The 19,925-nt window shown below is 49.5% G+C and carries 25 protein-coding genes and 1 tRNA gene; 6 read left to right on the top strand and 20 right to left on the bottom strand.

The genetic code is table 11. The features are described 5' to 3' along the window. Positions 1-20: 20 nt before the first annotated feature. The 3 genes from ACOI06_RS07760 to ACOI06_RS07750 all read left to right on the top strand — a co-directional run bounded on the left by ACOI06_RS07760 (position 21) and on the right by ACOI06_RS07750 (position 4,342). On the top strand, positions 21-1,382 hold the full coding sequence (locus ACOI06_RS07760) for a DUF2868 domain-containing protein (RefSeq protein WP_420661954.1): 1,362 nt from the start codon (positions 21-23) through the stop codon (positions 1,380-1,382). Then, positions 1,379-2,842: a GTPase/DUF3482 domain-containing protein gene (locus tag ACOI06_RS07755; RefSeq protein ID WP_420661953.1), complete on the top strand. Its 1,464-nt coding sequence runs from the start codon at positions 1,379-1,381 to the stop codon at positions 2,840-2,842. The genes ACOI06_RS07760 and ACOI06_RS07755 overlap by 4 nt, the downstream gene beginning before the upstream one ends. Before the next feature lie 159 nt (positions 2,843-3,001). Beyond that, the gene (locus ACOI06_RS07750) at positions 3,002-4,342 is read left to right on the top strand and encodes a DEAD/DEAH box helicase (RefSeq protein WP_420661952.1); all 1,341 of its coding nucleotides are present in this window, start codon (positions 3,002-3,004) and stop codon (positions 4,340-4,342) included. Between the two features lie 69 nt (positions 4,343-4,411). On the opposite strand, the gene ACOI06_RS07745 is transcribed toward ACOI06_RS07750, so the two are convergent. After that, entirely contained in the window at positions 4,412-5,794 is a 1,383-nt protein-coding gene (locus tag ACOI06_RS07745) for a diguanylate cyclase domain-containing protein (RefSeq protein WP_420661950.1), read from the bottom strand. A 183-nt stretch (positions 5,795-5,977) separates the two neighbouring features. On the opposite strand from ACOI06_RS07745, the gene ACOI06_RS07740 reads away from it, so the two are divergent. Further along, positions 5,978-6,559 carry a transferase hexapeptide repeat family protein gene (locus tag ACOI06_RS07740; RefSeq protein WP_420661949.1) on the top strand — a complete coding sequence of 194 codons (582 nt, stop codon included), beginning with the start codon at positions 5,978-5,980 and terminating at the stop codon, positions 6,557-6,559. Positions 6,560-6,639: 80 nt separating this feature from the next. Here ACOI06_RS07740 and ACOI06_RS07735 read toward each other — a convergent pair whose 3' ends face one another. The 7 genes from ACOI06_RS07735 to petA all read right to left on the bottom strand — a co-directional run bounded on the left by ACOI06_RS07735 (position 6,640) and on the right by petA (position 11,317). Continuing rightward, positions 6,640-6,768 (bottom strand): hypothetical protein, encoded by a 129-nt coding sequence (locus tag ACOI06_RS07735; protein ID WP_420661948.1) that lies wholly within the window; start codon positions 6,766-6,768, stop codon positions 6,640-6,642. 332 nt (positions 6,769-7,100) lie between these two features. After that, positions 7,101-7,176: transfer RNA gene (locus tag ACOI06_RS07730), tRNA-Thr, on the bottom strand. Between the two features lie 33 nt (positions 7,177-7,209). Next, on the bottom strand, positions 7,210-7,605 hold the full coding sequence (locus ACOI06_RS07725) for a ClpXP protease specificity-enhancing factor (RefSeq protein WP_420662007.1): 396 nt from the start codon (positions 7,603-7,605) through the stop codon (positions 7,210-7,212). 59 nt (positions 7,606-7,664) lie between these two features. Then, the gene (locus ACOI06_RS07720) at positions 7,665-8,276 is read right to left on the bottom strand and encodes a glutathione S-transferase N-terminal domain-containing protein (RefSeq protein WP_420661947.1); all 612 of its coding nucleotides are present in this window, start codon (positions 8,274-8,276) and stop codon (positions 7,665-7,667) included. An 87-nt stretch (positions 8,277-8,363) separates the two neighbouring features. After that, entirely contained in the window at positions 8,364-9,215 is an 852-nt protein-coding gene (locus ACOI06_RS07715; RefSeq protein ID WP_420661946.1) for a cytochrome c1, read from the bottom strand. Between the two features lie 17 nt (positions 9,216-9,232). Further along, positions 9,233-10,612, bottom strand: coding sequence for a cytochrome b (locus ACOI06_RS07710; RefSeq protein WP_420661945.1), 1,380 nt, complete (start codon positions 10,610-10,612; stop codon positions 9,233-9,235). Positions 10,613-10,672: 60 nt separating this feature from the next. Continuing rightward, positions 10,673-11,317 carry a ubiquinol-cytochrome c reductase iron-sulfur subunit gene (gene petA, locus ACOI06_RS07705; protein ID WP_420661944.1) on the bottom strand — a complete coding sequence of 215 codons (645 nt, stop codon included), beginning with the start codon at positions 11,315-11,317 and terminating at the stop codon, positions 10,673-10,675. Positions 11,318-11,435: 118 nt separating this feature from the next. Between petA and mscL the strand changes: the two genes are divergently transcribed. Continuing rightward, positions 11,436-11,900, top strand: a complete 465-nt coding sequence (gene mscL / locus ACOI06_RS07700; protein ID WP_420661943.1) for a large conductance mechanosensitive channel protein MscL — start codon at positions 11,436-11,438, stop codon at positions 11,898-11,900. Positions 11,901-11,958: 58 nt separating this feature from the next. On the opposite strand, the gene ACOI06_RS07695 is transcribed toward mscL, so the two are convergent. Continuing rightward, a complete protein-coding gene (locus ACOI06_RS07695; RefSeq protein WP_420661942.1) occupies positions 11,959-12,732 on the bottom strand; it encodes a Nif3-like dinuclear metal center hexameric protein in 774 nt (257 codons plus the stop codon). 152 nt (positions 12,733-12,884) lie between these two features. Continuing rightward, positions 12,885-13,277, bottom strand: coding sequence for a helix-turn-helix domain-containing protein (locus ACOI06_RS07690; protein ID WP_420661941.1), 393 nt, complete (start codon positions 13,275-13,277; stop codon positions 12,885-12,887). Positions 13,278-13,419: 142 nt separating this feature from the next. Between ACOI06_RS07690 and ACOI06_RS07685 the strand changes: the two genes are divergently transcribed. After that, positions 13,420-14,331: a LysR family transcriptional regulator gene (locus ACOI06_RS07685; RefSeq protein ID WP_420661940.1), complete on the top strand. Its 912-nt coding sequence runs from the start codon at positions 13,420-13,422 to the stop codon at positions 14,329-14,331. Here the strand turns inward: ACOI06_RS07685 and tatC are convergent. The 10 genes from tatC to hisB all read right to left on the bottom strand — a co-directional run bounded on the left by tatC (position 14,328) and on the right by hisB (position 19,897). Then, on the bottom strand, positions 14,328-15,104 hold the full coding sequence (tatC, locus tag ACOI06_RS07680) for a twin-arginine translocase subunit TatC (protein ID WP_420661939.1): 777 nt from the start codon (positions 15,102-15,104) through the stop codon (positions 14,328-14,330). The two genes, ACOI06_RS07685 and tatC, sit on opposite strands and share 4 nt — an antisense overlap. Continuing rightward, complete coding sequence (gene tatB, locus ACOI06_RS07675) at positions 15,101-15,601, bottom strand: Sec-independent protein translocase protein TatB (RefSeq protein ID WP_420661938.1); 501 nt, start codon at positions 15,599-15,601, stop codon at positions 15,101-15,103. Before tatB ends, tatC begins: the two co-directional genes overlap by 4 nt. Positions 15,602-15,665: 64 nt before the next feature. Continuing rightward, positions 15,666-15,908, bottom strand: coding sequence for a Sec-independent protein translocase subunit TatA (gene tatA / locus ACOI06_RS07670; protein WP_420661937.1), 243 nt, complete (start codon positions 15,906-15,908; stop codon positions 15,666-15,668). Positions 15,909-15,921: 13 nt separating this feature from the next. Further along, the gene (locus ACOI06_RS07665) at positions 15,922-16,290 is read right to left on the bottom strand and encodes a histidine triad nucleotide-binding protein (protein WP_420661936.1); all 369 of its coding nucleotides are present in this window, start codon (positions 16,288-16,290) and stop codon (positions 15,922-15,924) included. Continuing rightward, positions 16,283-16,639, bottom strand: coding sequence for a phosphoribosyl-ATP diphosphatase (locus ACOI06_RS07660; RefSeq protein ID WP_420661935.1), 357 nt, complete (start codon positions 16,637-16,639; stop codon positions 16,283-16,285). Before ACOI06_RS07660 ends, ACOI06_RS07665 begins: the two co-directional genes overlap by 8 nt. Beyond that, the gene (gene hisI, locus ACOI06_RS07655; RefSeq protein ID WP_420661934.1) at positions 16,636-17,028 is read right to left on the bottom strand and encodes a phosphoribosyl-AMP cyclohydrolase; all 393 of its coding nucleotides are present in this window, start codon (positions 17,026-17,028) and stop codon (positions 16,636-16,638) included. The genes ACOI06_RS07660 and hisI overlap by 4 nt, the downstream gene beginning before the upstream one ends. Next, entirely contained in the window at positions 17,028-17,852 is an 825-nt protein-coding gene (gene hisF, locus ACOI06_RS07650; protein WP_420661933.1) for an imidazole glycerol phosphate synthase subunit HisF, read from the bottom strand. The genes hisI and hisF overlap by 1 nt, the downstream gene beginning before the upstream one ends. Beyond that, a complete protein-coding gene (hisA, locus tag ACOI06_RS07645; protein ID WP_420661932.1) occupies positions 17,849-18,589 on the bottom strand; it encodes a 1-(5-phosphoribosyl)-5-[(5-phosphoribosylamino)methylideneamino]imidazole-4-carboxamide isomerase in 741 nt (246 codons plus the stop codon). Before hisA ends, hisF begins: the two co-directional genes overlap by 4 nt. A gap of 25 nt (positions 18,590-18,614) precedes the next feature. After that, positions 18,615-19,289: an imidazole glycerol phosphate synthase subunit HisH gene (hisH, locus tag ACOI06_RS07640; RefSeq protein ID WP_420662006.1), complete on the bottom strand. Its 675-nt coding sequence runs from the start codon at positions 19,287-19,289 to the stop codon at positions 18,615-18,617. A gap of 20 nt (positions 19,290-19,309) precedes the next feature. Beyond that, positions 19,310-19,897, bottom strand: coding sequence for an imidazoleglycerol-phosphate dehydratase HisB (gene hisB, locus ACOI06_RS07635; protein WP_420661931.1), 588 nt, complete (start codon positions 19,895-19,897; stop codon positions 19,310-19,312). Positions 19,898-19,925: the final 28 nt, after the last annotated feature.

The following is a 19,925-nucleotide window of genomic DNA, read 5'->3' as shown; positions in this document are numbered from 1 at the left end:
TTTTGCGTGGATGCCGCATCTTGGATAAGAACTGGTGTTATCAATTTGTTGCGCGGATTGAGCAGCGTGACGGTTTTTTAGACAGTCGGACACTTGAGTCTGGGTCTGCTGACGCCTTGCCGTCGCAGATTTTATGGGCGCGCGCTGAGATTTTAGCTAAAAACCTGCATTTTAAAAAACAGTCTGAAGATGTTCGACTGATTTTAAGATGGAGTTTGTGGTTGCTTCTACTTGTGGCAGCGGCTGGGGGTGTCAGTGCGGGATTGGCCGCATTGGGGACATCCGGTGAGCCTGTGAATGTCATTTGGAGTCTGGCTGGGCTGTTACTGGTGCCAACCCTGATGTGGTTGCTCTGGTTGGTTTCTTTGCGAATGCAAACCAATCCGTGGTGGGGGCATCTTTGGCAAACCCTTTCGATGCGATGGTTGCGTCGATTTGAAGCGCTTGATGCTTGGCAGGCGTGGTTACAAACAAACCGTGAAAGTGGTGCTTTACGTTGGCGTTTGGGCTGGGTGTCCAATCTTGTTTGGCTGGTTTTTCTAATGAGTGTGCTACTGAGTTGGGTTTTTGCCTTTAGCTTGCGACATTACACATTTATCTGGGAAACCACTTGGTTATCAACTGAGACTTTTGTCAGTATCGCACTGCAACTGGGGAAATTGTCCGCTTGGATGGGGTTGTCGATGCCCGATTCGAACACGATTGCTGCCAGCGGACATGTGCCCGTCGAGTTGCCTGAAATCAGGCGACAGTGGGCCAACTGGTTAGTTGGTTCTGTGGTCATGATCGGTGTGGTGCCGCGGGTTATTTCAGTTGTGCTTTGCTGGAGCATGGTGCGTGTTTTACAGCGTCGGGCGTTGCCAGACGTACAAACACCTTACGCAAAGACAGTACTTGCGAAATGGCGCCGTGAACACGCTTTAGACATCCATGATGGACCACCTGGAGCACGTGATGCCTGGGAGCAATCTCATTCGTCTCTTTCACCTCATTCTTCTCAACCGCAAATCAGTGGTGCGCAGGGCGCTTCATCCGCTGTGATCGGGCTGGATTTAGTTGCATTACCAGACTGGGCGCAAGCGTATTCAGGACCTGGTTTGGTGAATGATCGTGAATCACGAGCGCAGGCTCTAATCTGGTTAGATGAGCAGGCACCTGCCCGTTTATTGTTGATTTTGGATGGTGGTCAAACGCCAGATCGTGGGACTATGGGGTATGCAATTGAATTGATCAGTCGGGTTGATGTATTGCAGACAGTGCTTGTGCAACGGGTGACAGGCCCAGATCGGCAATCACTTTGGCAAGAGAGTTTGCGTAAAGCCGGACTGGCAGAACCAATCACCCAAGATGAGGCGATGAAATGGTTGGAGGCTTCGGCATGATCCCTAAGATTCTTTCTGATGTGCTTCCTGAGGCTCATTTAATTCGCGTGGCTGTGGTTGGCCACACCAATACGGGTAAAACGTCTTTGCTGCGAACGCTGACTCGTGATCGGGGATTTGGTGAGGTGGCCGATGCGCCAGGTACAACACGACAAGTTAGCCGATCATTGTGCTGGTTAGAAGGTCGTCCAGTGCTGGCCTGGTATGACACACCGGGTCTAGAAGACAGCATGGCTTTGCGTGACTGGATTGAAGCGTATGAACCTGTGGCTGGCCAGGATCGGCTGGAGCCTTATGATCGATTGGCACGTTTTGTGGAGGATACGCAAGGAAAACTGCGGTTTGAGCAGGAGTTTCGTGTCATCAAACAAGTGTTGAATAGTGATGCGGCGTTATATGTGATTGATGTCCGTGAGCCGGTTTTAGCCAAATATCGTGATGAATTACAGTTATTGGCGGCTAGTGGCAAACCTGTCGTGCCTGTTCTGAATTTCTTGGTGAGTCCGGGTGCTGAACCCCAAGCTTGGCATCAGGCGTTATCGCGGTTAGGTATTCATGTCACATTGACCTTTGATACCGTTAGTCCGCCACTTGAGGGTGAAGCGCTGGTGTTTAACGCACTTGGGCAAGTTTTAAGAGATGCACAGCCTGTGTTGTCAGCCCTTGCCCAAGAAGCCATTGCTTCTCGAATCAAACGACGAGATGAAGCCCTTAATCGGGTGGCGCAACTGGTGGTGAATGTGGCCAGTGCGCAATGGTATGGTGAGCCCACCGAGCAAGCAACCGATGGGTTAACGCAGGTTTTACAGAAATCTGTGCGTCAAGCTGAACGAGATTGTACCGATCAGATTTTGCGGGATTATGCATTTGAGGCTGATGAATATTTGCCGCACGCCCTACCCTGGCGTTCGGGCCGTTGGGATAGTGATCTGTTTAGTGTCGATGCCATGAAAGAGATGGGTTTGCACTTGAGCAAAGGGGCGATGACGGGTGCGATTGCCGGGGCTGCAGTGGACTTAATGACTGCGGGTCTGACGCTTGGTACCGGGACGGTGGTTGGCGCGGCGACTGGCACATTATGGCAAAGTGCCAGACGTTGGGGGTCTGATGTGGTGGCACGGGTGCGTGGTCAACAGGAAATGCGTGTGTCTGATGAAATCCTCGTTTTGCTGGCAACCCGACAGTTACAACTCATTGTGGCGCTGGAGCGTCGCGGACATGCGTCTAAACAGCCATTACAGATCGATCATTTGCAAACAATTGCACAGCTAGTTCAACAGAATTTGCCAAAGCACTTGGGTGCGGCTCGTCGCCATCCGCAATGGAGTGATTTGACAGCAGAGCCTGTCATGGAGAGTTCAGGTCGGCAGGTGTCACAAACTGCGATAGATACCGTTTTGAAGTCGGTTTTATTTGAATTTGACGCTTTAGACGAGCAGGAAGTCGCAGAAAACAGTTAAACTGGTTGGATCGCTGCTTGCTACCAGTCCCCGCAGCGCTGTATTTGATGCACCGTGCATCAGATCTTCCTCAGATGTTTTCACATCATCACAGATGTCGCATGTCCCGATTGGTGTTCATTCTCAAAATGAACCGACGTGTTGACCGGAGCGATTAAATTGTCCACACAAACCACGTTTGCCAGCCTTGGGCTGGACGATCGTATTGTCCGTGCATTGCATGAAGAGCAGTATGAAACACCCACACCGATTCAGGCGCAATCCATCCCTGTTGTTTTAAGCGGTCGAGATTTACTCGCTGCAGCCCAGACAGGAACTGGAAAAACAGCCGGCTTTACGTTGCCAATCTTACAAAAATTGATAGAAAAACCACGCACCGCTAAAGTTGCGGGTGCGCCCCGTGTGTTGGTACTGACACCAACCCGCGAATTGGCAGCTCAAGTGCATGAGTCAGTCGTCACTTACAGCCGACACCTCACTTGTGTGGCCCAGGTGATGTTTGGTGGTGTCAATATCAATCCTCAAATTCGGGCACTGAAGGGACGTGTTGATATTCTGGTGGCTACGCCCGGGCGTTTGCTGGATCACGTCGGTCAGAAAACAGTTGATTTGAGCCAGGTTGAAATTCTAGTTCTGGATGAAGCCGATCGCATGCTCGATATGGGCTTTATCCATGACATTCGCCGAGTTTTAAAGTATTTGCCAAAGACACGCCAGAATCTGTTGTTTTCTGCAACGTTCAGCGATGAAATTCGCGATTTGGCCAAACGTACATTGGGTAACCCTGTTGAAGTCAGCGTTGCCCCTAAAAATGTCACAGCAGATCGCGTTGAGCAAGTGGTCTATCACGTGGATCAGTCCCAAAAGCGTGATTTGCTTAGTCATATTATCCGTGGCCATGGTTGGCATCAGGTACTGGTGTTTACACGCACCAAACACGGTGCAAACCGTCTGGCTGAAAAGCTCGTTAAAGATGGTCTGTCGGCTGCGGCAATTCATGGCAATAAGAGTCAGAACGCACGCACCCGGGCATTAGATGGTTTCAAAAACGGCAAGCTCTCTGTTCTGGTTGCGACTGACATTGCAGCTCGAGGTTTGGACATTGAAGATTTGCCCCAAGTTGTGAACTTTGAATTGCCGAACGTGGCTGAAGATTATGTTCACCGGATTGGGCGTACAGGTCGTGCAGGTGCTGAGGGTGAAGCCATGTCTTTAGTCGACAAAGCAGAAGTGAAGCATTTAAAAGCCATTGAACGACTGATTGGACGCACGATTCCGATGCGTGATTTGCCCACCGACTGGGTCCCATCCGCTAAACCCGATGCAGATCGTCCTGAGCGTGGATCGTCACTGCGTCCTCAACACCGCTCGGGCGCGGGTCGATCCGGCGCACCTAGTAACCGCCCTCGCCGTTCAGGTTCACGACCAGGCGGGTCTACAACCTCGCCTGCAAGACGTGGTGGTGATCGCCGTACCGGACGTGGTGCCCGGCCTTCATAAGGCTCTCAAAACGTGCGTTAACGGCTTTAAGCTAGCCCAAATCAGCTGAGTTTAGACATCTGTCACAACTCAGCTGGTTGCAGGCAATGACATGTCATTGCCTGAAGAATGCATGGTCTTAAGTTGCGCTTTGTTCATGTACATTCGTTGATCTGCTTCTTGATAGAGCGACGAATAGGTGCTGCTGTTGTCTGCTTTAGATTGAGCCCAACCAATTGCTAGATTGATTTGGAAGGTGTGCCCTTCGACGACCATGGGTGACATGACATTGATTCTGATTTGTTGAGCCAGTGTCTCGATATCATCTTGATTCGTGGTGATGGTGGCAATGTATTCATCGCCGCCGAATCGAGACAGTCGGTCTTCTTTGCTTAGTGTGTTTTGGATACGTTGGGTAATCTCAATCAAAACCAGATCACCGATGTAATGGCCGTATTGATCGTTGACTTGTTTGAAACTATTCAAATCCATGACCAGCAAGGTAAAAGGTTTACGTCGGTTAAGCAATGCGTTGACATGCGTAAAAATAGAGTTTTTATTTAAAGACCCAGTAAGAGGGTCGATGCGCGACTGCCGTCGATTCTTCAGATAGCTTGATGTGCTGGCAAATGCGAGTACAAACACAAGCGCAGTGATTAATAAATCAAACTGTGCGGTTTTAAATACCGTTTCATCTGTTTCGCCCCAGTTTGTTCTTGGGTAGATCTTGAGATCCCAGGTTGCATGTGGAAGCACGATGCTTTGCTGAATCGTGTTTGATGAGCTGGTTTGTGCGTCTCCCCAGAGGAGAACGGGTTTGTCGTTGTCATCACGCACACTCAATGAAAATAGGTACTGTTCGTCATGGAACGTTTTTTGGTAAACGTCCATGAGTCGATCAAAATCGACCGCCACCACACTCAAACCCCAGAATTTCTGACCCGTCTCGGTTGGGGTGAAAATGGCTTTTCTGTTAAACAGGAAATACCCACCCTGAATCGCTTGAACCGGTCCTTGTAAAACCGCTTTCCCGGTTTCAATCGCCTGAAGTGCATATTGTTTCCGCTGAGGATCTTTTAAGAGATCGTGCCCAATCGCCACTTTGTGTTGCTCGTAGGGGTAGACCATCTGGACAATGCCATCCGGTGCAACCTGAATCCCGACAATACTGTCGTTTTGTTCCAGAACAAGCTGCGCATATCCATCGAGCTCTTCTTGAGTGATGTCTGGATTGTGCGAAACAATCAAGCTTAAAAAATCAGAATATTTAATTGTTTCATTGAGTTCTGATTCAAGAGCGCTGGCGATTGAAAACAATTTGGTTAAAGCGGCGTATTTAGTTGCATTGACTGCCGCTGTCATTTGCTCTTGCTGTAAGAGCCGAAAGCTTTGCCACACGAATCCTGCAATGACGCTTGCCATGATGAATGAAATGAGCAGATTTTTGAGTGTGAGCTGACGGAGTTTGTGCATCGTTCAGAATCCTACGCAAAGACACATGCCGCATGAGGTGTAAGACCTTTGATTGTACGTATATGATTCGGCGGATGGGCGCTTTCTGGTGCGAGTTCAAATTCGAAGGTAATGCTGAAATCAGCCAGTCGAGGTGCGAGAACATGCTAATTTGTGTTCAGTTCAGCGTGCATGGAGGCACAGATGGCAAATATTTATTCGTTTGATGGGTTGATCCCTGTCGTTCATCCCAGCAGTTTTATACATCCGACAGCGACATTGATTGGTGACGTCATCATTGGACCGGGTTGTTACATCGGTCCAGGCGCTTCTTTGCGCGGAGACTTCGGACGCATCGAAATGAGAACGGGCTCCAATATTCAAGATAATTGCGTGGCGCATTGCACAAAGGGTGGTGAAGTAATCGTTGAGGAAGATGGTCACGTGGGTCATGGTGCCATTTTGCATGGCTGTACCGTGGGTAGAAACGTGATGGTGGGCATGAATTCAGTGGTGATGGATTTGACGGTGATTGGCGAAAACACCGTGATCGGTGCCATGGCTTTTGTGAAATCACGCCAAGACATTCCAGCCGGCCACCTGGTGATGGGTGCACCGGCTAAGGTGATTCGACCATTGACTGAAGCTGAATTAAACCGCAAAGCTAGAGGCACTCGAGCGTACCAATGGCTGGCTCAGCAATGCCCAGAGCTCTTAAAGCAGGTTGATCAGCCTTTGACTGAAGTGAATGCAGATCGTCAACGAGTCACTATCAGGCCTGATTAAGCATTTTGCTGTCAGGCTTTCGGGTCTAGATTGAAGACAGGGTTGTGTACGGGGGCAGTCAAAATAAAGAAAGCCCCCTATCAACGCGCTCCATCTTCAAAGAATGTTGCTTCGATGAATACATCATCCTTGGTTTCAGTCAGTTTTGCCGTGTACTGTGTATCCATGCCAGAGTAAGCCGTGCCGTCATACATTGAGAAGTTCTTCATCACAGGTTGGCATGATGGATGAAGCCCAGCTATTTGTTGCAATCAGCGTACTACATACAACACAGAGAAAGAAAGTTTTTTCACCTTTGACTGCTTTGCTTTCGATCAGCAAAATTCAGACGTCGTTCATCGATCATTGAAAACAAAGGCAACTCGCAATGAATGAAGGGGACTGTGTTAAATACAGTTCACTGTACCGTAGTTTTAAGATTGGAGCGAATTGAGGTGGTTTGAGTTGAAATTTGGATGCGCAACCTAGAAACTCAGAAAAATGAGTGCCTGTAATCTTCACGCAAAAAAATACCCCAACGCTTGAATTCGTTGAGGTAAATTGGTGCCGGTGAAAGGAGTTGAACCCTCGACCTTCGCATTACAAGTGCGCTGCTCTACCAACTGAGCTACACCGGCTTAATCCGAGATTATAGCGGATATTTAAAAAAATTACTTCACAATCTTCAAATGCGAACCTTTTTTAGGTGGTTGCACGGTTTCAGTCTCAATTTCTGTTGCATTTTGTTCGTCAAATTCTTCGACTTCAAATCCCATGCCCTCACCGGTTTCCCGGGAGAACATGGCAGCAATGGCACCGAGAGGGACAGACAGACTCTCTGTCTTTCCCCCAAAACGAGCTTGAAACTCAATAAAGTCATTGCCCAAAACGAGCTTATTGGTTGCATCAAACGCCACATTCAATGTGATTTGCCCGTCTTGTACGAATGCTTTGGGAACTCGTACACCAGGTCCGTCCTGAACGACCAGATAAGGCGTATAGCCATTATCTGTGCACCATTCGTGAATTGCCCGAATGTAGTAAGCCTTAAGCGGCATGTTTGGCATGGTCATGACAGTGTTGTCTCCGGGTCAGTATGATGTATACCGTGAACGTTTTGCAGTGATTAACGACGCATCACCTTTTCTGAAGGCGTCAGTGCTTCAATATATGCAGGGCGTGAGAAAACACGCTCAGCATACTTCTGAATTGGTGCAGCCGTTCTTGGGAGATCCACGCCGTAATGTTCCAGACGCCACAACAAGGGAGCCATGGCCACATCCAGCATTGAGAATTCATCACCCAACAAGTATTTGTTCTTCGCTAACAAGGGTGCCAGTTGTGACAAACGATCACGAATGGCAGAACGTGCAGCTGCGCAACGCTTCTCATCGGCACGTGCAACTTGGTCTTCCAGCACTGAGACGTGAACAAAAAGTTCTTTCTCGAAGTTGTAGAGGAACAAGCGAGTACGTGCGCGCATGACAGGGTCAGCAGGCATTAACTGAGGGTGAGGAAAACGCTCATCAATGTATTCATTGATGATGTTGGACTCATAAAGAATCAGGTCACGTTCGACAAGAATCGGTACCTGACCGTATGGGTTCATGACACTAATATCGTCGGGTTTGTTGTAAAGATCGATGTCACGGATTTCAAAATCCATGCCTTTCTCATACAACACAAATCGGCAACGGTGCGAAAAAGGGCAAGTCGTGCCGGAGTAAAGAATCATCATATGTGTTAACCGTCCTGATTTGAATTGAAAACAAAAGCCAGCGTCGAATGCACAATCCGAGCGCTGGCCTACGTCAAGACTTACGTCTTATTTGATGTGCTTCCAGTATGTCGCGTTCAGACGCCATGCCGCCACAAAGAAGATGGCCAAAAACACGAGCACCCAGATACCAATTTGCTGACGCTTGAGCTGAATGGGCTCGGCCATCCAGGTCATAAAGTTCGCAATGTCAGCGGCTTGGTCATCATAAGCTTTAGCGCGATCCGGATCTAGTGCTTTGAACTCAAAGCTCTCGGTCGCGCCACCGGTGTAGCCGTCCAGCTGCTTAGCGCTGGCTGTCCAGTAACCTTGAGGGCCGTATTCAATCGTCAGCTCTTCCCAGACCTTCTGACCGTCTGCGCCATCCACACGATGAATCGTTTTGGTGGTCAGTTCGCGTGGACCCTGCTCTTGCCAGAGTACGTGTGGCATCCCGACGCTGGGGAAGACCAGGTTATCCCAGCCAGTTTGTGTGGTTGTGTCGCGATAGAAGGAGCGCAAGTAGGTGTAGATGTAATCACCGCCTGAAGGTCCAGCGTTAATGGACTTGGCACGAGCCATCACCGACAAGTCGGGAGCGGCTGCACCAAACCATTTTTTGCCGTCTGCTGCAGACATCGACACATTCATCAGATCACCAATCTTATCACTGGTGAATAAGAGGTTGTCTTTGATCTGATCGGGTGTCAGACCAATGTCTTGCAGCTTGTTGTAACGCAGTGATGTGGCTGCGTGACAGTTCAAACAGTAGTTCACAAATAGTTTTGCGCCATTTTGCAGAGTGGCATTGTCGTGGATGCGATCTGGCATCTTGTCGAGCTTGATCCCGTCATCAGCCATGACTTGTGTACAAGACAGAAGCAGGATAAGGGCGCCGAGTAGTTTCTTCATCATGTTCATTCCGTTATCTTATTGGCTCAGTGTGGGCGAAATTTGACGCGTTCAGGTACTTTCTTAAACGGTCCCACACGACTCCAGGCAGGCATCACAAAGAAGAAGGCCAGGTAAATCACCGTTCCAATTTGCGACAGCAGGTTAAAGAAGTCGCTGGGTGGTTGTGTACCCAGATAGCCCAGAATCACAAAGTTGATAAAGAAGATCGCATACAGCAGCTTGTGCCAGAAAGGTCGATAGCGAATCGACTTCACTGGTGAGTAATCAAGCCAAGGCAGGAAGAACAACAGCACCACAGCACCACCCATGGCAACCACACCCCAGAACTTAGCATCGATCAAACGAAGCAAGACAGCGACAACCACCAAGATGGCGGGTGCGATCACTTTCATAGACCCTTTCAGGCGAGCAAAGAGGATCACGGCTGCCAAAATTGCAGAGCCTGCCAGCACCCAAGTGAACTCGTCAGTTGTTGCGCGCAACATTGAATAGAAAGGTGTGAAGTACCAAACCGGTGCGATATGCGGTGGTGTCTTCATGGGATCGGCTGGTATGAAGTTGTTGTACTCAATAAAGTAGCCGCCCATTTCTGGGGCAAAGAAGACAATGGCAAAAAAGACAATTAAGAATCCAGCCACACCCACGATGTCGTGGACGGAGTAGTACGGATGGAATGGAATGCCATCCAGTGGACGTCCGTACTTGTCCTTTTTCTCTTTAATCTCGATACCGTCTGGGTTGTTTGAGCCTACTTCATGCAAAGCAATGATGTGCGCAGCAACCAATCCAACCAGTACGAGAGGAATCGCAATCACGTGGAAGGAGAAAAAGCGGTTCAGAGTTGCGTCTGACACCACATAGTCACCACGAATCCAGACTGCGAGTTCGGGTCCGATAAATGGAATGGCTGAGAACAGGTTCACAATCACCTGTGCTCCCCAGTAGGACATCTGACCCCATGGCAACAGATAGCCAAAGAAGGCTTCGCCCATCAGTGCCAGGAAGATCCCAACCCCAAAAATCCAGACCAGTTCACGCGGTTTGCGATATGAGCCGTACAGCAATGCACGAACCATATGCAAATACACCACCACAAAAAACATGGAAGCGCCAGTCGCGTGCATGTAGCGGATAAACCACCCACCAGGCACCTCGCGCATGATGTATTCCACGGAGTTAAACGCTAATTCAGCATCTGGTTTGTAGTGCATGACTAGGAAAATCCCAGTCACGATCTGTATAACCAGCACCAGCATCGCCAGTGAACCGAAGAAGTACCAAAAGTTAAAGTTTTTGGGTGCGTAATATTCGGTCAAGTGACCTTTAATATTGGCTGTTAGGGGAAAGCGCCGGTCAATCCACCCAATCAGTCCCGTCGTTTCTACGCTTTTATCGCCAGCCATGAAACGGCTCCTCTTAATCGATTTATATCAGTATTAATCGTACGACTCACAGCCTAACAATTAGGCTTTGTTGTCTTCGTCGGTTCCAATACGAATGCGTGTTGCGCTGATGTATTCGTATGGAGGCACTTCCAGGTTATCCGGTGCAGGTTTGTTTTTGTAGACACGACCTGCGTTGTCAAACGTGGATCCATGGCATGGGCACAAGCTGCCGCCTTCCCAATCGTCTGGCAGACTGGCCTGAGGGCCGGGTGTCAGACGGGGTGTGGGGGAGCAACCTAAGTGTGTACAGATTGCAACACCGACCCAGAAATCGGGTTCGCGCGAACGCCATTCATTCTTAGCATAAGGTGGCGTGAAGCCCGGACGATCCGAATCGGGGTCGGCCAGTTCGTTGTTGATTTTAGACAACCCTGCCAGCATTTCTGGCGTGCGGTGCAAAATCCAGACGGGCTTACCGCGCCATTCGACGGTTCGAATTTCTCCGGGTGGAATCGTGCTCAGATCGACCTCAACCGGTGCGCCAGCGGCACGGGCTTTTTCTGATGGTGCAAAAGTGCCGACAAAAGGGGCTGCCAAGGCTGCACCGCCAGCGGCGCCGACCGCACAGGTGGCTCCAATCCAGAATCTGCGATTGGGGTCGTTAGGCAAATTTAGAGGTGCTGCACCTTCATCATCGTGATGCACAGTGGAATCCTGACTCATCATACTATCCTTGTCTGACCGTTCGAGGCATAGTAGCCCCAAGGTTACAAAAGCTCAATCATCCATTATTATAACGCCGCGGACGCATTGGAGCGCCGGTAAACGAAAAAGGTGAGAAATGTCTACATCAAAAGGAATTCTGAAGGAGTTCAGAGACTTTGCAATCAGGGGCAGCGTGATCGATCTGGCCGTTGGGGTCATTATCGGCGCTGCATTCGGAAAAATTGTGGATTCACTGGTCAATGACGTCATCATGCCGCTTGTTAACTTCATTCTGGGTGGCTCTGCTGACTTTACCAATAAGTTTTTGATCCTCTCAAAACCGGACGACTACACAGGTCCGATGACGTATGCTGATTTGACGGCAGCCGGCGCAAACGTGTTTGCTTGGGGACAGTTTGTGACGGTAGTCATTAACTTCATTCTGTTGGCTTTTGTGATCTTCTGGATGGTCAAAGTCGTCAATGGAGCGCGCGAACGTGCGTTTAAAGAAGAGCAAGCCGCAGCACCGGCTCCCGAGCCAGAACCAACACCGGCCGATGTGGCGTTGTTGACCGAAATCCGCGATTTACTCAAGAAATAACGAATTTTTTGGTTTGTCGTGTGATGTTGGATCAACCTTGCCTGAAATATCAAAAGATTCAGGCGGGGTTGTCGATGTCCACAAATGTCACTTGAACGTCTAGGTTCTCTTCGACGGCCTGACCTAAAGCCAGGATGCCGTAGCGTTCTGTGGCGTGGTGGCCTGCTGCGATGTAGGTCACCCCATATTCTCTGGCGAGATGCGCATTGGGCTCAGAAATCTCCCCGGTGATGTAGGTTTGTGCGCCTCCTTCGATGGCCGCTTCAAACATGCCTTGCGCACCGCCCGTGCACCAAGCGACCTTCCCAACGCCTTGTTCGGAGTCTCCCACCCAGACAGGCGCACGTTTTAAACGTGTTTCAATGCGGCTGACTAGTTCCCCAACGGTGAGCTCTGTTTGATCGGCATAACCTTGCCAGATCAGATTGCTTGCGCCCAGCGTGTCCGGCTGCTCCAGTGCATTCAAGAGAGGGTTAAGTCCTAATCGCTGACCCAGTTGCGCATTATTGCCGTATTGTGGGTGTGCATCCAAAGGCAAGTGATAGGCGATGAGGTTGAGTTCAGCTTGGATTAAAGTCCGAATCCGTTGGTAGCGGTTGCCGCGAATGGTTGGGTCTTCGTTGCGCCAAAACCAGCCGTGGTGCACCAAAATTGCATCTGCTTGCAAGTCTCGTGCTGCTTCAATTAAAGCCAATGAAGCTGTTACACCGGTCACGATATGTTGTATTTCATCGCGTCCCTCAACTTGCAAGCCATTTGGGCAGTAATCGTTAAATTGAGAGGGCTCCAATGTTTGGTTGAGCCAGAGCATGAGTTCGTCAATCTTAATCATGGAATAGACATGAAGGTTGGTTAAGTGAATGAACCATTGTCGCACCGATCAGGCATAAAAAAACCACCCCATAGACCGAGGTGGTTTGGAACAGCACTGGCAAAATCATTAGTTCATTGAAATGGACTGATGATTTTGCGCGAGTGTCGCACTCAAGCGGTCACGGGTGTTTTTTCAACCGTGGAGACCATGCGTTCAGCCTGCGCGAGCAGATTGCGACGGGTTTGTGCATCCATCTGATAAAAGAGCTCTTGCAAGCGTGCCTGCTCATCGTCAGCAGTGTAGAACCAGCTGACTGGCATGTTCAAAATTTCTGCAACACGTGTCATTAGACGATAGTCGGGTGCGTGTTTACCACGCTCATACTGGTTCATACGTGCACTGGCTGACGTTGGGTCAATACCGGCGAGTTTGCCCAGTTTTTCTTGAGACAACTTGGCGCGTAAGCGCGCAGTTTTAAGACGTTCACTAATCATTGAAATTTCCCCAAAAGTTTGTATTCCCAAGGTTGGGACTGCCGCGATGGCTGCAACTAAAAATTGCACTATTATTGTTCGTACAATACTAAAAATTTCCATGGCATTATGTCTACTAATATATATTTATAGGTTTGATAAGTTTTAATGATAGATGGTAGAATTCTATTAAAAACAAAGTGATAGGCCACTCATAGACTAGGCGGATCAGATGGATTTGCGACAGATTCACTATTTTTTAACGCTTTTCGAAGAGCAATCGGTGACCCGAGCAGCGCGTCGATTGAATATTGTGCAACCTGCATTGAGTATGCAGATTGCAAAGTTAGAGGAAGAATTGGGTCGGGAGCTTTTTACGCGAACAGCCAGACGCATGATTCCGACCCCGGTCGCTGAAGAAATGGATCGTTTGTTCAGACCATTATTGCGAGAATTTAACAATGCACGCGATCAGATTGTGCATAGCGATCATGCGATTGGTGGCCATATTCGTATTGGCATTATGCCCAGCATTGGGCAGGATTTAGTTGCGGGAGTTCTAGTGCGTTTTGCAGAGGGTTATCCAACGGTGACTTTGTCTGCGATTGAAGACAGTAACGCCTCGCTCGTGGATAAAGTGTCTCGAGGCCAACTAGATTTGGCTTATACAAATAGTGTTTTGCGAACGGCAACGATTGAAAGCTTACCGGTCCAAAGTGAGCGCCTGGTGTTGATTATGCCGTTGAATTTTCCGACGTTAAAGCAGAACATTACGCAGAGTGAATTGAACGCGCACAAGTTTGTGTTACCAACTCGTGACCATGGTCTGCGTGACAATATTGAGAGTGCATTGCGTCAGTCTGATTTGCACGTCGTTCCAAAGATCGAAGTGGATTCTTTGCTGGCTATTGCTCGTCTGGTTGAGAAAGGCTTATATGTCAGCTTTTTACCAGAAAGTACGCTGCATGCGTTGGTGAATTGGCATGGCTTAAAGTTGTATTCACAGGTTTTACGTAATGTGGGATTTGTGCGACAGATTGTGGCCTTACACAGTCGTCATCGGCCGTTAAGCGATGCGGCCAGAACTTTTCACCAAATGATGGTGGGACAGCTGTTCACACAGTTGGCACATGTTGAGACTTAATCAAGCGCCGCTTCCTCGTCTTCACCTGTGCTTTCTTTGGGATTGGGTTTGACTCGCGTAGCAATCAAAATACCCACCTCATAGAGAGCCCATAACGGAACCGCTAATAAGATCTGACTAATGACATCTGGGGGGGTGACAACGGCCGCGATAACGAAAGCACCGACAATCACGTAGCCTCGAATCTCTCTCAGTTTAGCGACAGAAATGACGCCTGTGCGCACCAATAAAATGACTGCAATTGGAATCTCAAAAGTAATTCCAAAGGCTAAAAACATTGTGAGCACAAAGTTTAAATAGGCCTCGATGTCGGGTGCGGGTGTAATCGACTGGGGTGCAAACGAAGCAATAAAGGAAAAGACGGTTTTAAAGACGATGAAGTAACAAAACGCCATTCCAAGCAAGAAAAGCAACGAACTCGAAATAATGAGTGGAATGGCTAGACGTTTTTCATGCTGATAGAGTCCAGGTGCGACAAAGGCCCAAGCTTGGTAGAGCACATAGGGTAAGGCAACCACAAAGGAAGCCAGCATGGTGATTTTGACGGGCACCATAAAGGGTGTAATGACACCTGTCGCAATCATCCGTGTGCCTTGTGGTAAAGCCGAGAGCATCGGTTGCGCTAAAAAGTCGTAAATGACTGAGGCGCCCGGATATAAAAACAAGATCACAAACACGATGACGACAGCGATAATCGCCCGAATGAGACGATCGCGCAGTTCGATTAAGTGTGACAGGAAGCCTTCCTGTTGTGCTTCGACGTTCTCAGTCAACGCTTATACTCCGCATCGGATGGTGATTGGGTTTGGGATATAGGGTCTGCTTGCTCGTTATCCACAGTAATTTGTGGTGTATCTGACGCTGCTTGCGTTGATACTTCTGTAGGCGCGTCAGATACTTCAGCAGTTTCAGCGGCCGTTGGCTCTTGGGTCTGATTCGCCATGACGCGAGAAATATCTTTTGCGGTTGCATCGAGTTCCGATTGCAGATCTTCAACCGGTTTACTCACGCTGTCTTTGAAAGAGCCCGCAGCATCTTGAAGCGAATCGCGCATGGAGTGTGCAGCAGATTCCATTTCTTCTTTAATTTTACGCAGATCGTCCAATTCGACTTCACGCTGAATATCGCTTTTAACGTTGTTCACATAGCGTTGCGCCCGCCCCAGCAGATGGCCGACGGTGCGGGCGACTTTCGGCAAACGTTCTGGGCCGATGACAACCAGCGCGACAACGCCAATCAGCAGCAGTTCGCTAAAGCTTATATCGAACAACTTGGTTCCCCTGCGAAATCAATGGACCGGCTTGCAGCGCAAACCGATCTATAAGCCATACAAATCAGGATTTAGAGGCGTCAGATTTTTCACGCGCTTCGACATCGACAGTGTCACTGTCGGCTGCCACACGTTGAGTTGTTGCCGCTGTTTTTTCATCGGCAGCATCACCCTCTTTCATACCTTCTTTAAAACCTTTGACTGCGCCTCCGAGATCAGAGCCAATATTGCGCAATTTCTTTGTTCCAAAAATCAACAAAACAACGATCAGAACAATTAACCAATGCCAAATACTAAATGCGCCCATGCTTGCCTCCTGCTCAGGCTGTCAGTGAAGCACGCCCAGACCATGGACGTGGACCACCAAGAATATGTAAGTGAAGGTGATCAACTTCTTGACCACCGTGCTGACCGGAATTGACAACAATCCGAAATCCGCCATCCGGGCCCGGCTCGCAGCCGTTTTCTGCGGCAAGCTTAGGAACCAATGCCATCATTTTACCCAACCAAGGTTGATCACTGTCGGTGACATCTTGAAGTGAGACGATATGATGCTTGGGGATCACGAGAATGTGAACGGGTGCCAAAGGGGAAATGTCCAAGAAAGCGAGTAAGTCATCATCTTCATAGACTTTCTTAGACGGCAGTTCGTTGGCAACAATTTTGCAGAAAATACAGTTTTCACTCATCAGAGGGTCCTCCTGTGGAAGATCTTAAAGCTTTTTCCTCAAGTCCGCTAAGTCCCTGGCGACGCGCCAGTTCATTGATCACGTCCTCGGGGCGTAAATGATGGTGGGTGAGTAAGACCATGCAATGAAACCACAGATCGGCCATCTCATACAGAATCATTTCCGAAGACTGATCTTTAGAGGCCATCACTAATTCAGTGGATTCTTCACCAATCTTCTTCAAAATGGTGTCTTGACCTCGAGAAAGCAGAGAGGCGACATAGGATGATTGAGGATCCGCGCCATCCTGAGGACGACGCGTCTCAAGCACATCGGCGATGGCTTTGAGGACATCTGTTTGTGAGGTCATCGGTAAATTTCCTTGGGGTCTTTAAGGACAGGATCCACGGCTTTCCATTCATGTCCTTGTGCCGTCGCAACGAGCTGTTGATAAAAACAGCTTTCACGTCCTGTGTGACACGCAATCTGACCGATTTGTTCGACTGTCAGTAGAATCACGTCCGCATCACAATCGAGACGAATGTCATGGACGCGTTGCGTATGACCTGACGACTCGCCTTTATGCCACAGCGCTTGACGTGATCTGGACCAGTAGACCGCAACGCCTTCCTGGACGGTCTTTTCCAACGCAGTCCGGTTCATCCAAGCGACCATCAAGATACGCCCGCTTGAAACGTCCTGCGCAATTGCGGGAATAAGTCCGTTGTCATCAAAACGTACTTCATCCAACCACGACATTACGGCGTCCTTCTGACAGGAATGCCCTGAGCAGCCAAATAATCTTTGGCTTGCGCAATGGTGAATTCCCCAAAATGGAAGATACTGGCCGCCAGTACGGCGTTTGCACCCCCTTGGGTGACGCCCTGGGCCAGATGCTCTAATGTGCCTACACCACCCGACGCAATCACTGGAACGCTCACTGCATCGCTTACAGCACGCGTTAACGCCAAATCAAAACCGCTACGGGTACCGTCTCTATCCATGCTGGTGAGCAGAATTTCACCGGCACCATCCTTGGCCATACGCTGTGCCCATTCGATGACATCGAGCCCCGTGGCACGACGTCCACCGTGCGTATAGACTTCCCAGCGCGGCTGATCGTCTGGACTATCAGGGACGCGGCGGGCATCAATGGCAATCACAATACATTGTGATCCGTGATGGTCGCTGGCTGATTTGATCAGATCGGGATTGGTAATTGCGGCACTGTTGATGCTGACTTTGTCGGCGCCTGCGGTGAGTAAACGCTGAATATCACTGAGTTGGCGCACGCCGCCACCAACGGTCAGGGGAATGAAAATTTCTGCAGCAACCGCTTCGATGATGGGCAGGATTAAATCCCGGCCATCTGACGTCGCGGTGATGTCCAGAAACGTCAATTCATCGGCGCCTTGTTCGTTGTAGCGACGGGCAATTTCAACGGGATCACCGGCATCGATCAGATCAACAAAATTGACCCCTTTAACCACACGGCCTGCGGTGACATCCAAGCAAGGAATAATGCGACGCGTCAAACCGTTGGGCAATGAATTGTCAGTTGTCAGTTGTGTGGATGTACTCATTCAGAAAGCTCTTCAGCGCGTTCAATGGCTTGTGCGAAGTCCAAGGTACCTTCATAGATACTGCGTCCGAGAATGGCGCCTTCAATCCCTTCGTGTTCAACAGCGCACAAAGCTTCAATGTCGCGCATATCGGTGACACCACCGGAGGCAATGACTGGGATGCTCACAGCTCGGGCGAGTTCAACGGTGGCTTCGATGTTGACGCCAGTCAACATGCCGTCACGGCCAATGTCGGTATAAATGATGGATTCACAACCATAGTCTTCAAACTTTTTGGCGAGATCTGTGACCACGTGTTTTGTGGTTTTGCGCCAACCGTCGGTTGCGACACGACCTTCACGCGCATCCAAGCCCACAATGATGTGGCCAGGAAATGCGCTACACGCATCATGTAAAAAGCCTGGGCTTTTGACAGCGGCTGTTCCGATGATGACGTAAGAAATACCGGCGTCCAGATAGTGTTCAATAGTATCCAGATCACGGATACCGCCACCAATCTGCACAGGCACATCGTCGCCCATGGCATCCAGAATGTCCCGGATGATGGCGTCGTTGACGGGTTTGCCGGAAATGGCTCCGTTGAGGTCAACTAGGTGTAATCGTTGTGCGCCCAGATCAGCCCAGTGGTCGGCCATCTCGACAGGGTCTTCCGAGAAGATGGTGGCGTCATTCATATCGCCTTGACGCAAGCGCACGCACTTTCCGTCTTTAAGGTCAATGGCAGGGATCAACAGCATAGCGAGTAATCAGTGTTGTAAAAGTTTAGAGATTCCAGTCTACAAAATTACGAAACAGCTGCAAACCAGCCGTTGCGCTCTTTTCTGGGTGAAATTGCACTGCAAAAATATTGTCCTGCGCCACGGCACTTGTGAACGTAATGCCATAGCTTGTTTCGGCAGTCCGCGTTTTGGCGTCTGTCGGCTCTACATAGTAACTGTGTACGAAATAAAATGCGGTGTCCTGTGCGATTTTTTCCCATAAAGGGTGTGCTTGCGTCTGATGGACTCGATTCCATCCCATATGTGGGATTTTAAATAAAGATGTGGAATTTGTTGGCGTTGGTGCGTGTTTTTGGGCGCGCGCAGCCGTTTCAATACTTGGGCGAAGTCCGTGGACATCGCCTTTGATGAGCCCTAGTCCAGGGGTCTGCCCCTCGTCGCTGTGCTCAAACAGCATTTGTAAACCAATACAAATGCCTAGAAACGGTTTGTTGCGAGCCGCTTCAAGCAAGGTGTCGTGCAGGTGGCCGGTTTTTAAACTGGCCATGCAACTGTGCATCGCGCCCTGACCTGGCAGAATCACACGATCTGCCTCCAGTATGGTCTGACGATCACGTGTGATTACGGCGCGTGCAGCAGGTGCGACCATTCGCAATGCGTTCAGAACAGACCGATGGTTACCGGTCCCATATTCGACGATGGCGATCGTGGTCATGATTTACGGCAGTGTTGAAAAGATCAGAGGACACCCTTGGTGGATGGGATCACACCTTTTTGACCCGGATCCATTTCAACGGCCATGCGCAATGCGCGACCAAAGGCTTTAAAGACGGTTTCGCACTGGTGGTGCGCGTTGATGCCACGCAGATTATCAATATGCAAGGTCATGAGGGAACTGTTGGCCAGCCCCTGAAAAAACTCACGCGCCAAGTCGACGTCAAAGTCACCAATCCGTGCACGTGTGAACGGCACGTCATAGGTCAGCATGGGACGTCCGGATAGATCGATCACCACGCGTGACAAAGCTTCGTCCATAGGCACATAAGCGTGACCGTAGCGACGGATACCGGCTTTGTCACCCACGGCCTTGAGTAGAGCTTGTCCAAACGTAATGCCCACGTCTTCGACGGTGTGGTGCGCATCAATATGCAAGTCACCATTGGCTTTAATGTTCATGTCGATCAAACCATGTCTGGCAATCTGATCCAGCATGTGGTCTAGAAAAGGAACACCCGTGTCGATGGTTTGCTTGCCTGTGCCATCCAAGTCAATCTGGACCTGAATCTGAGTTTCTCGGGTATTGCGGGTGATATCTGCTTTGCGCATTGTCTGGCTAATCTCTTTAAATACGTTC

This window comes from Orrella sp. 11846, assembly GCF_048820935.1.
GTDB lineage: Bacteria > Pseudomonadota > Gammaproteobacteria > Burkholderiales > Burkholderiaceae_B > Algicoccus.
This window is presented reverse-complemented; position numbering and strand designations above follow the sequence as displayed.

Excerpts from the sequence above, each read along its gene's own strand:
- ACOI06_RS07740 (WP_420661949.1), top strand. The coding sequence starts at position 5,978 with ATGGCAAATATTTATTCGTTTGATGGGTTGATCCCTGTCGTTCATCCC.
- ACOI06_RS07720 (WP_420661947.1), bottom strand. The coding sequence starts at position 8,276 with ATGATGATTCTTTACTCCGGCACGACTTGCCCTTTTTCGCACCGTTGC.
- ACOI06_RS07755 (WP_420661953.1), top strand. The coding sequence starts at position 1,379 with ATGATCCCTAAGATTCTTTCTGATGTGCTTCCTGAGGCTCATTTAATT.
- ACOI06_RS07715 (WP_420661946.1), bottom strand. The coding sequence starts at position 9,215 with ATGAACATGATGAAGAAACTACTCGGCGCCCTTATCCTGCTTCTGTCT.
- mscL (WP_420661943.1), top strand. The coding sequence starts at position 11,436 with ATGTCTACATCAAAAGGAATTCTGAAGGAGTTCAGAGACTTTGCAATC.
- ACOI06_RS07725 (WP_420662007.1), bottom strand. The coding sequence starts at position 7,605 with ATGCCAAACATGCCGCTTAAGGCTTACTACATTCGGGCAATTCACGAA.
- ACOI06_RS07685 (WP_420661940.1), top strand. The coding sequence starts at position 13,420 with ATGGATTTGCGACAGATTCACTATTTTTTAACGCTTTTCGAAGAGCAA.
- ACOI06_RS07665 (WP_420661936.1), bottom strand. The coding sequence starts at position 16,290 with ATGAGTGAAAACTGTATTTTCTGCAAAATTGTTGCCAACGAACTGCCG.
- ACOI06_RS07745 (WP_420661950.1), bottom strand. The coding sequence starts at position 5,794 with ATGCACAAACTCCGTCAGCTCACACTCAAAAATCTGCTCATTTCATTC.
- hisI (WP_420661934.1), bottom strand. The coding sequence starts at position 17,028 with ATGTCGTGGTTGGATGAAGTACGTTTTGATGACAACGGACTTATTCCC.
- ACOI06_RS07710 (WP_420661945.1), bottom strand. The coding sequence starts at position 10,612 with ATGGCTGGCGATAAAAGCGTAGAAACGACGGGACTGATTGGGTGGATT.
- hisA (WP_420661932.1), bottom strand. The coding sequence starts at position 18,589 with ATGCTGTTGATCCCTGCCATTGACCTTAAAGACGGAAAGTGCGTGCGC.
- ACOI06_RS07660 (WP_420661935.1), bottom strand. The coding sequence starts at position 16,639 with ATGACCTCACAAACAGATGTCCTCAAAGCCATCGCCGATGTGCTTGAG.
- tatA (WP_420661937.1), bottom strand. The coding sequence starts at position 15,908 with ATGGGCGCATTTAGTATTTGGCATTGGTTAATTGTTCTGATCGTTGTT.
- hisB (WP_420661931.1), bottom strand. The coding sequence starts at position 19,897 with ATGCGCAAAGCAGATATCACCCGCAATACCCGAGAAACTCAGATTCAG.
- petA (WP_420661944.1), bottom strand. The coding sequence starts at position 11,317 with ATGAGTCAGGATTCCACTGTGCATCACGATGATGAAGGTGCAGCACCT.
- hisF (WP_420661933.1), bottom strand. The coding sequence starts at position 17,852 with ATGAGTACATCCACACAACTGACAACTGACAATTCATTGCCCAACGGT.
- ACOI06_RS07735 (WP_420661948.1), bottom strand. The coding sequence starts at position 6,768 with ATGAAGAACTTCTCAATGTATGACGGCACGGCTTACTCTGGCATGGAT.
- ACOI06_RS07695 (WP_420661942.1), bottom strand. The coding sequence starts at position 12,732 with ATGATTAAGATTGACGAACTCATGCTCTGGCTCAACCAAACATTGGAG.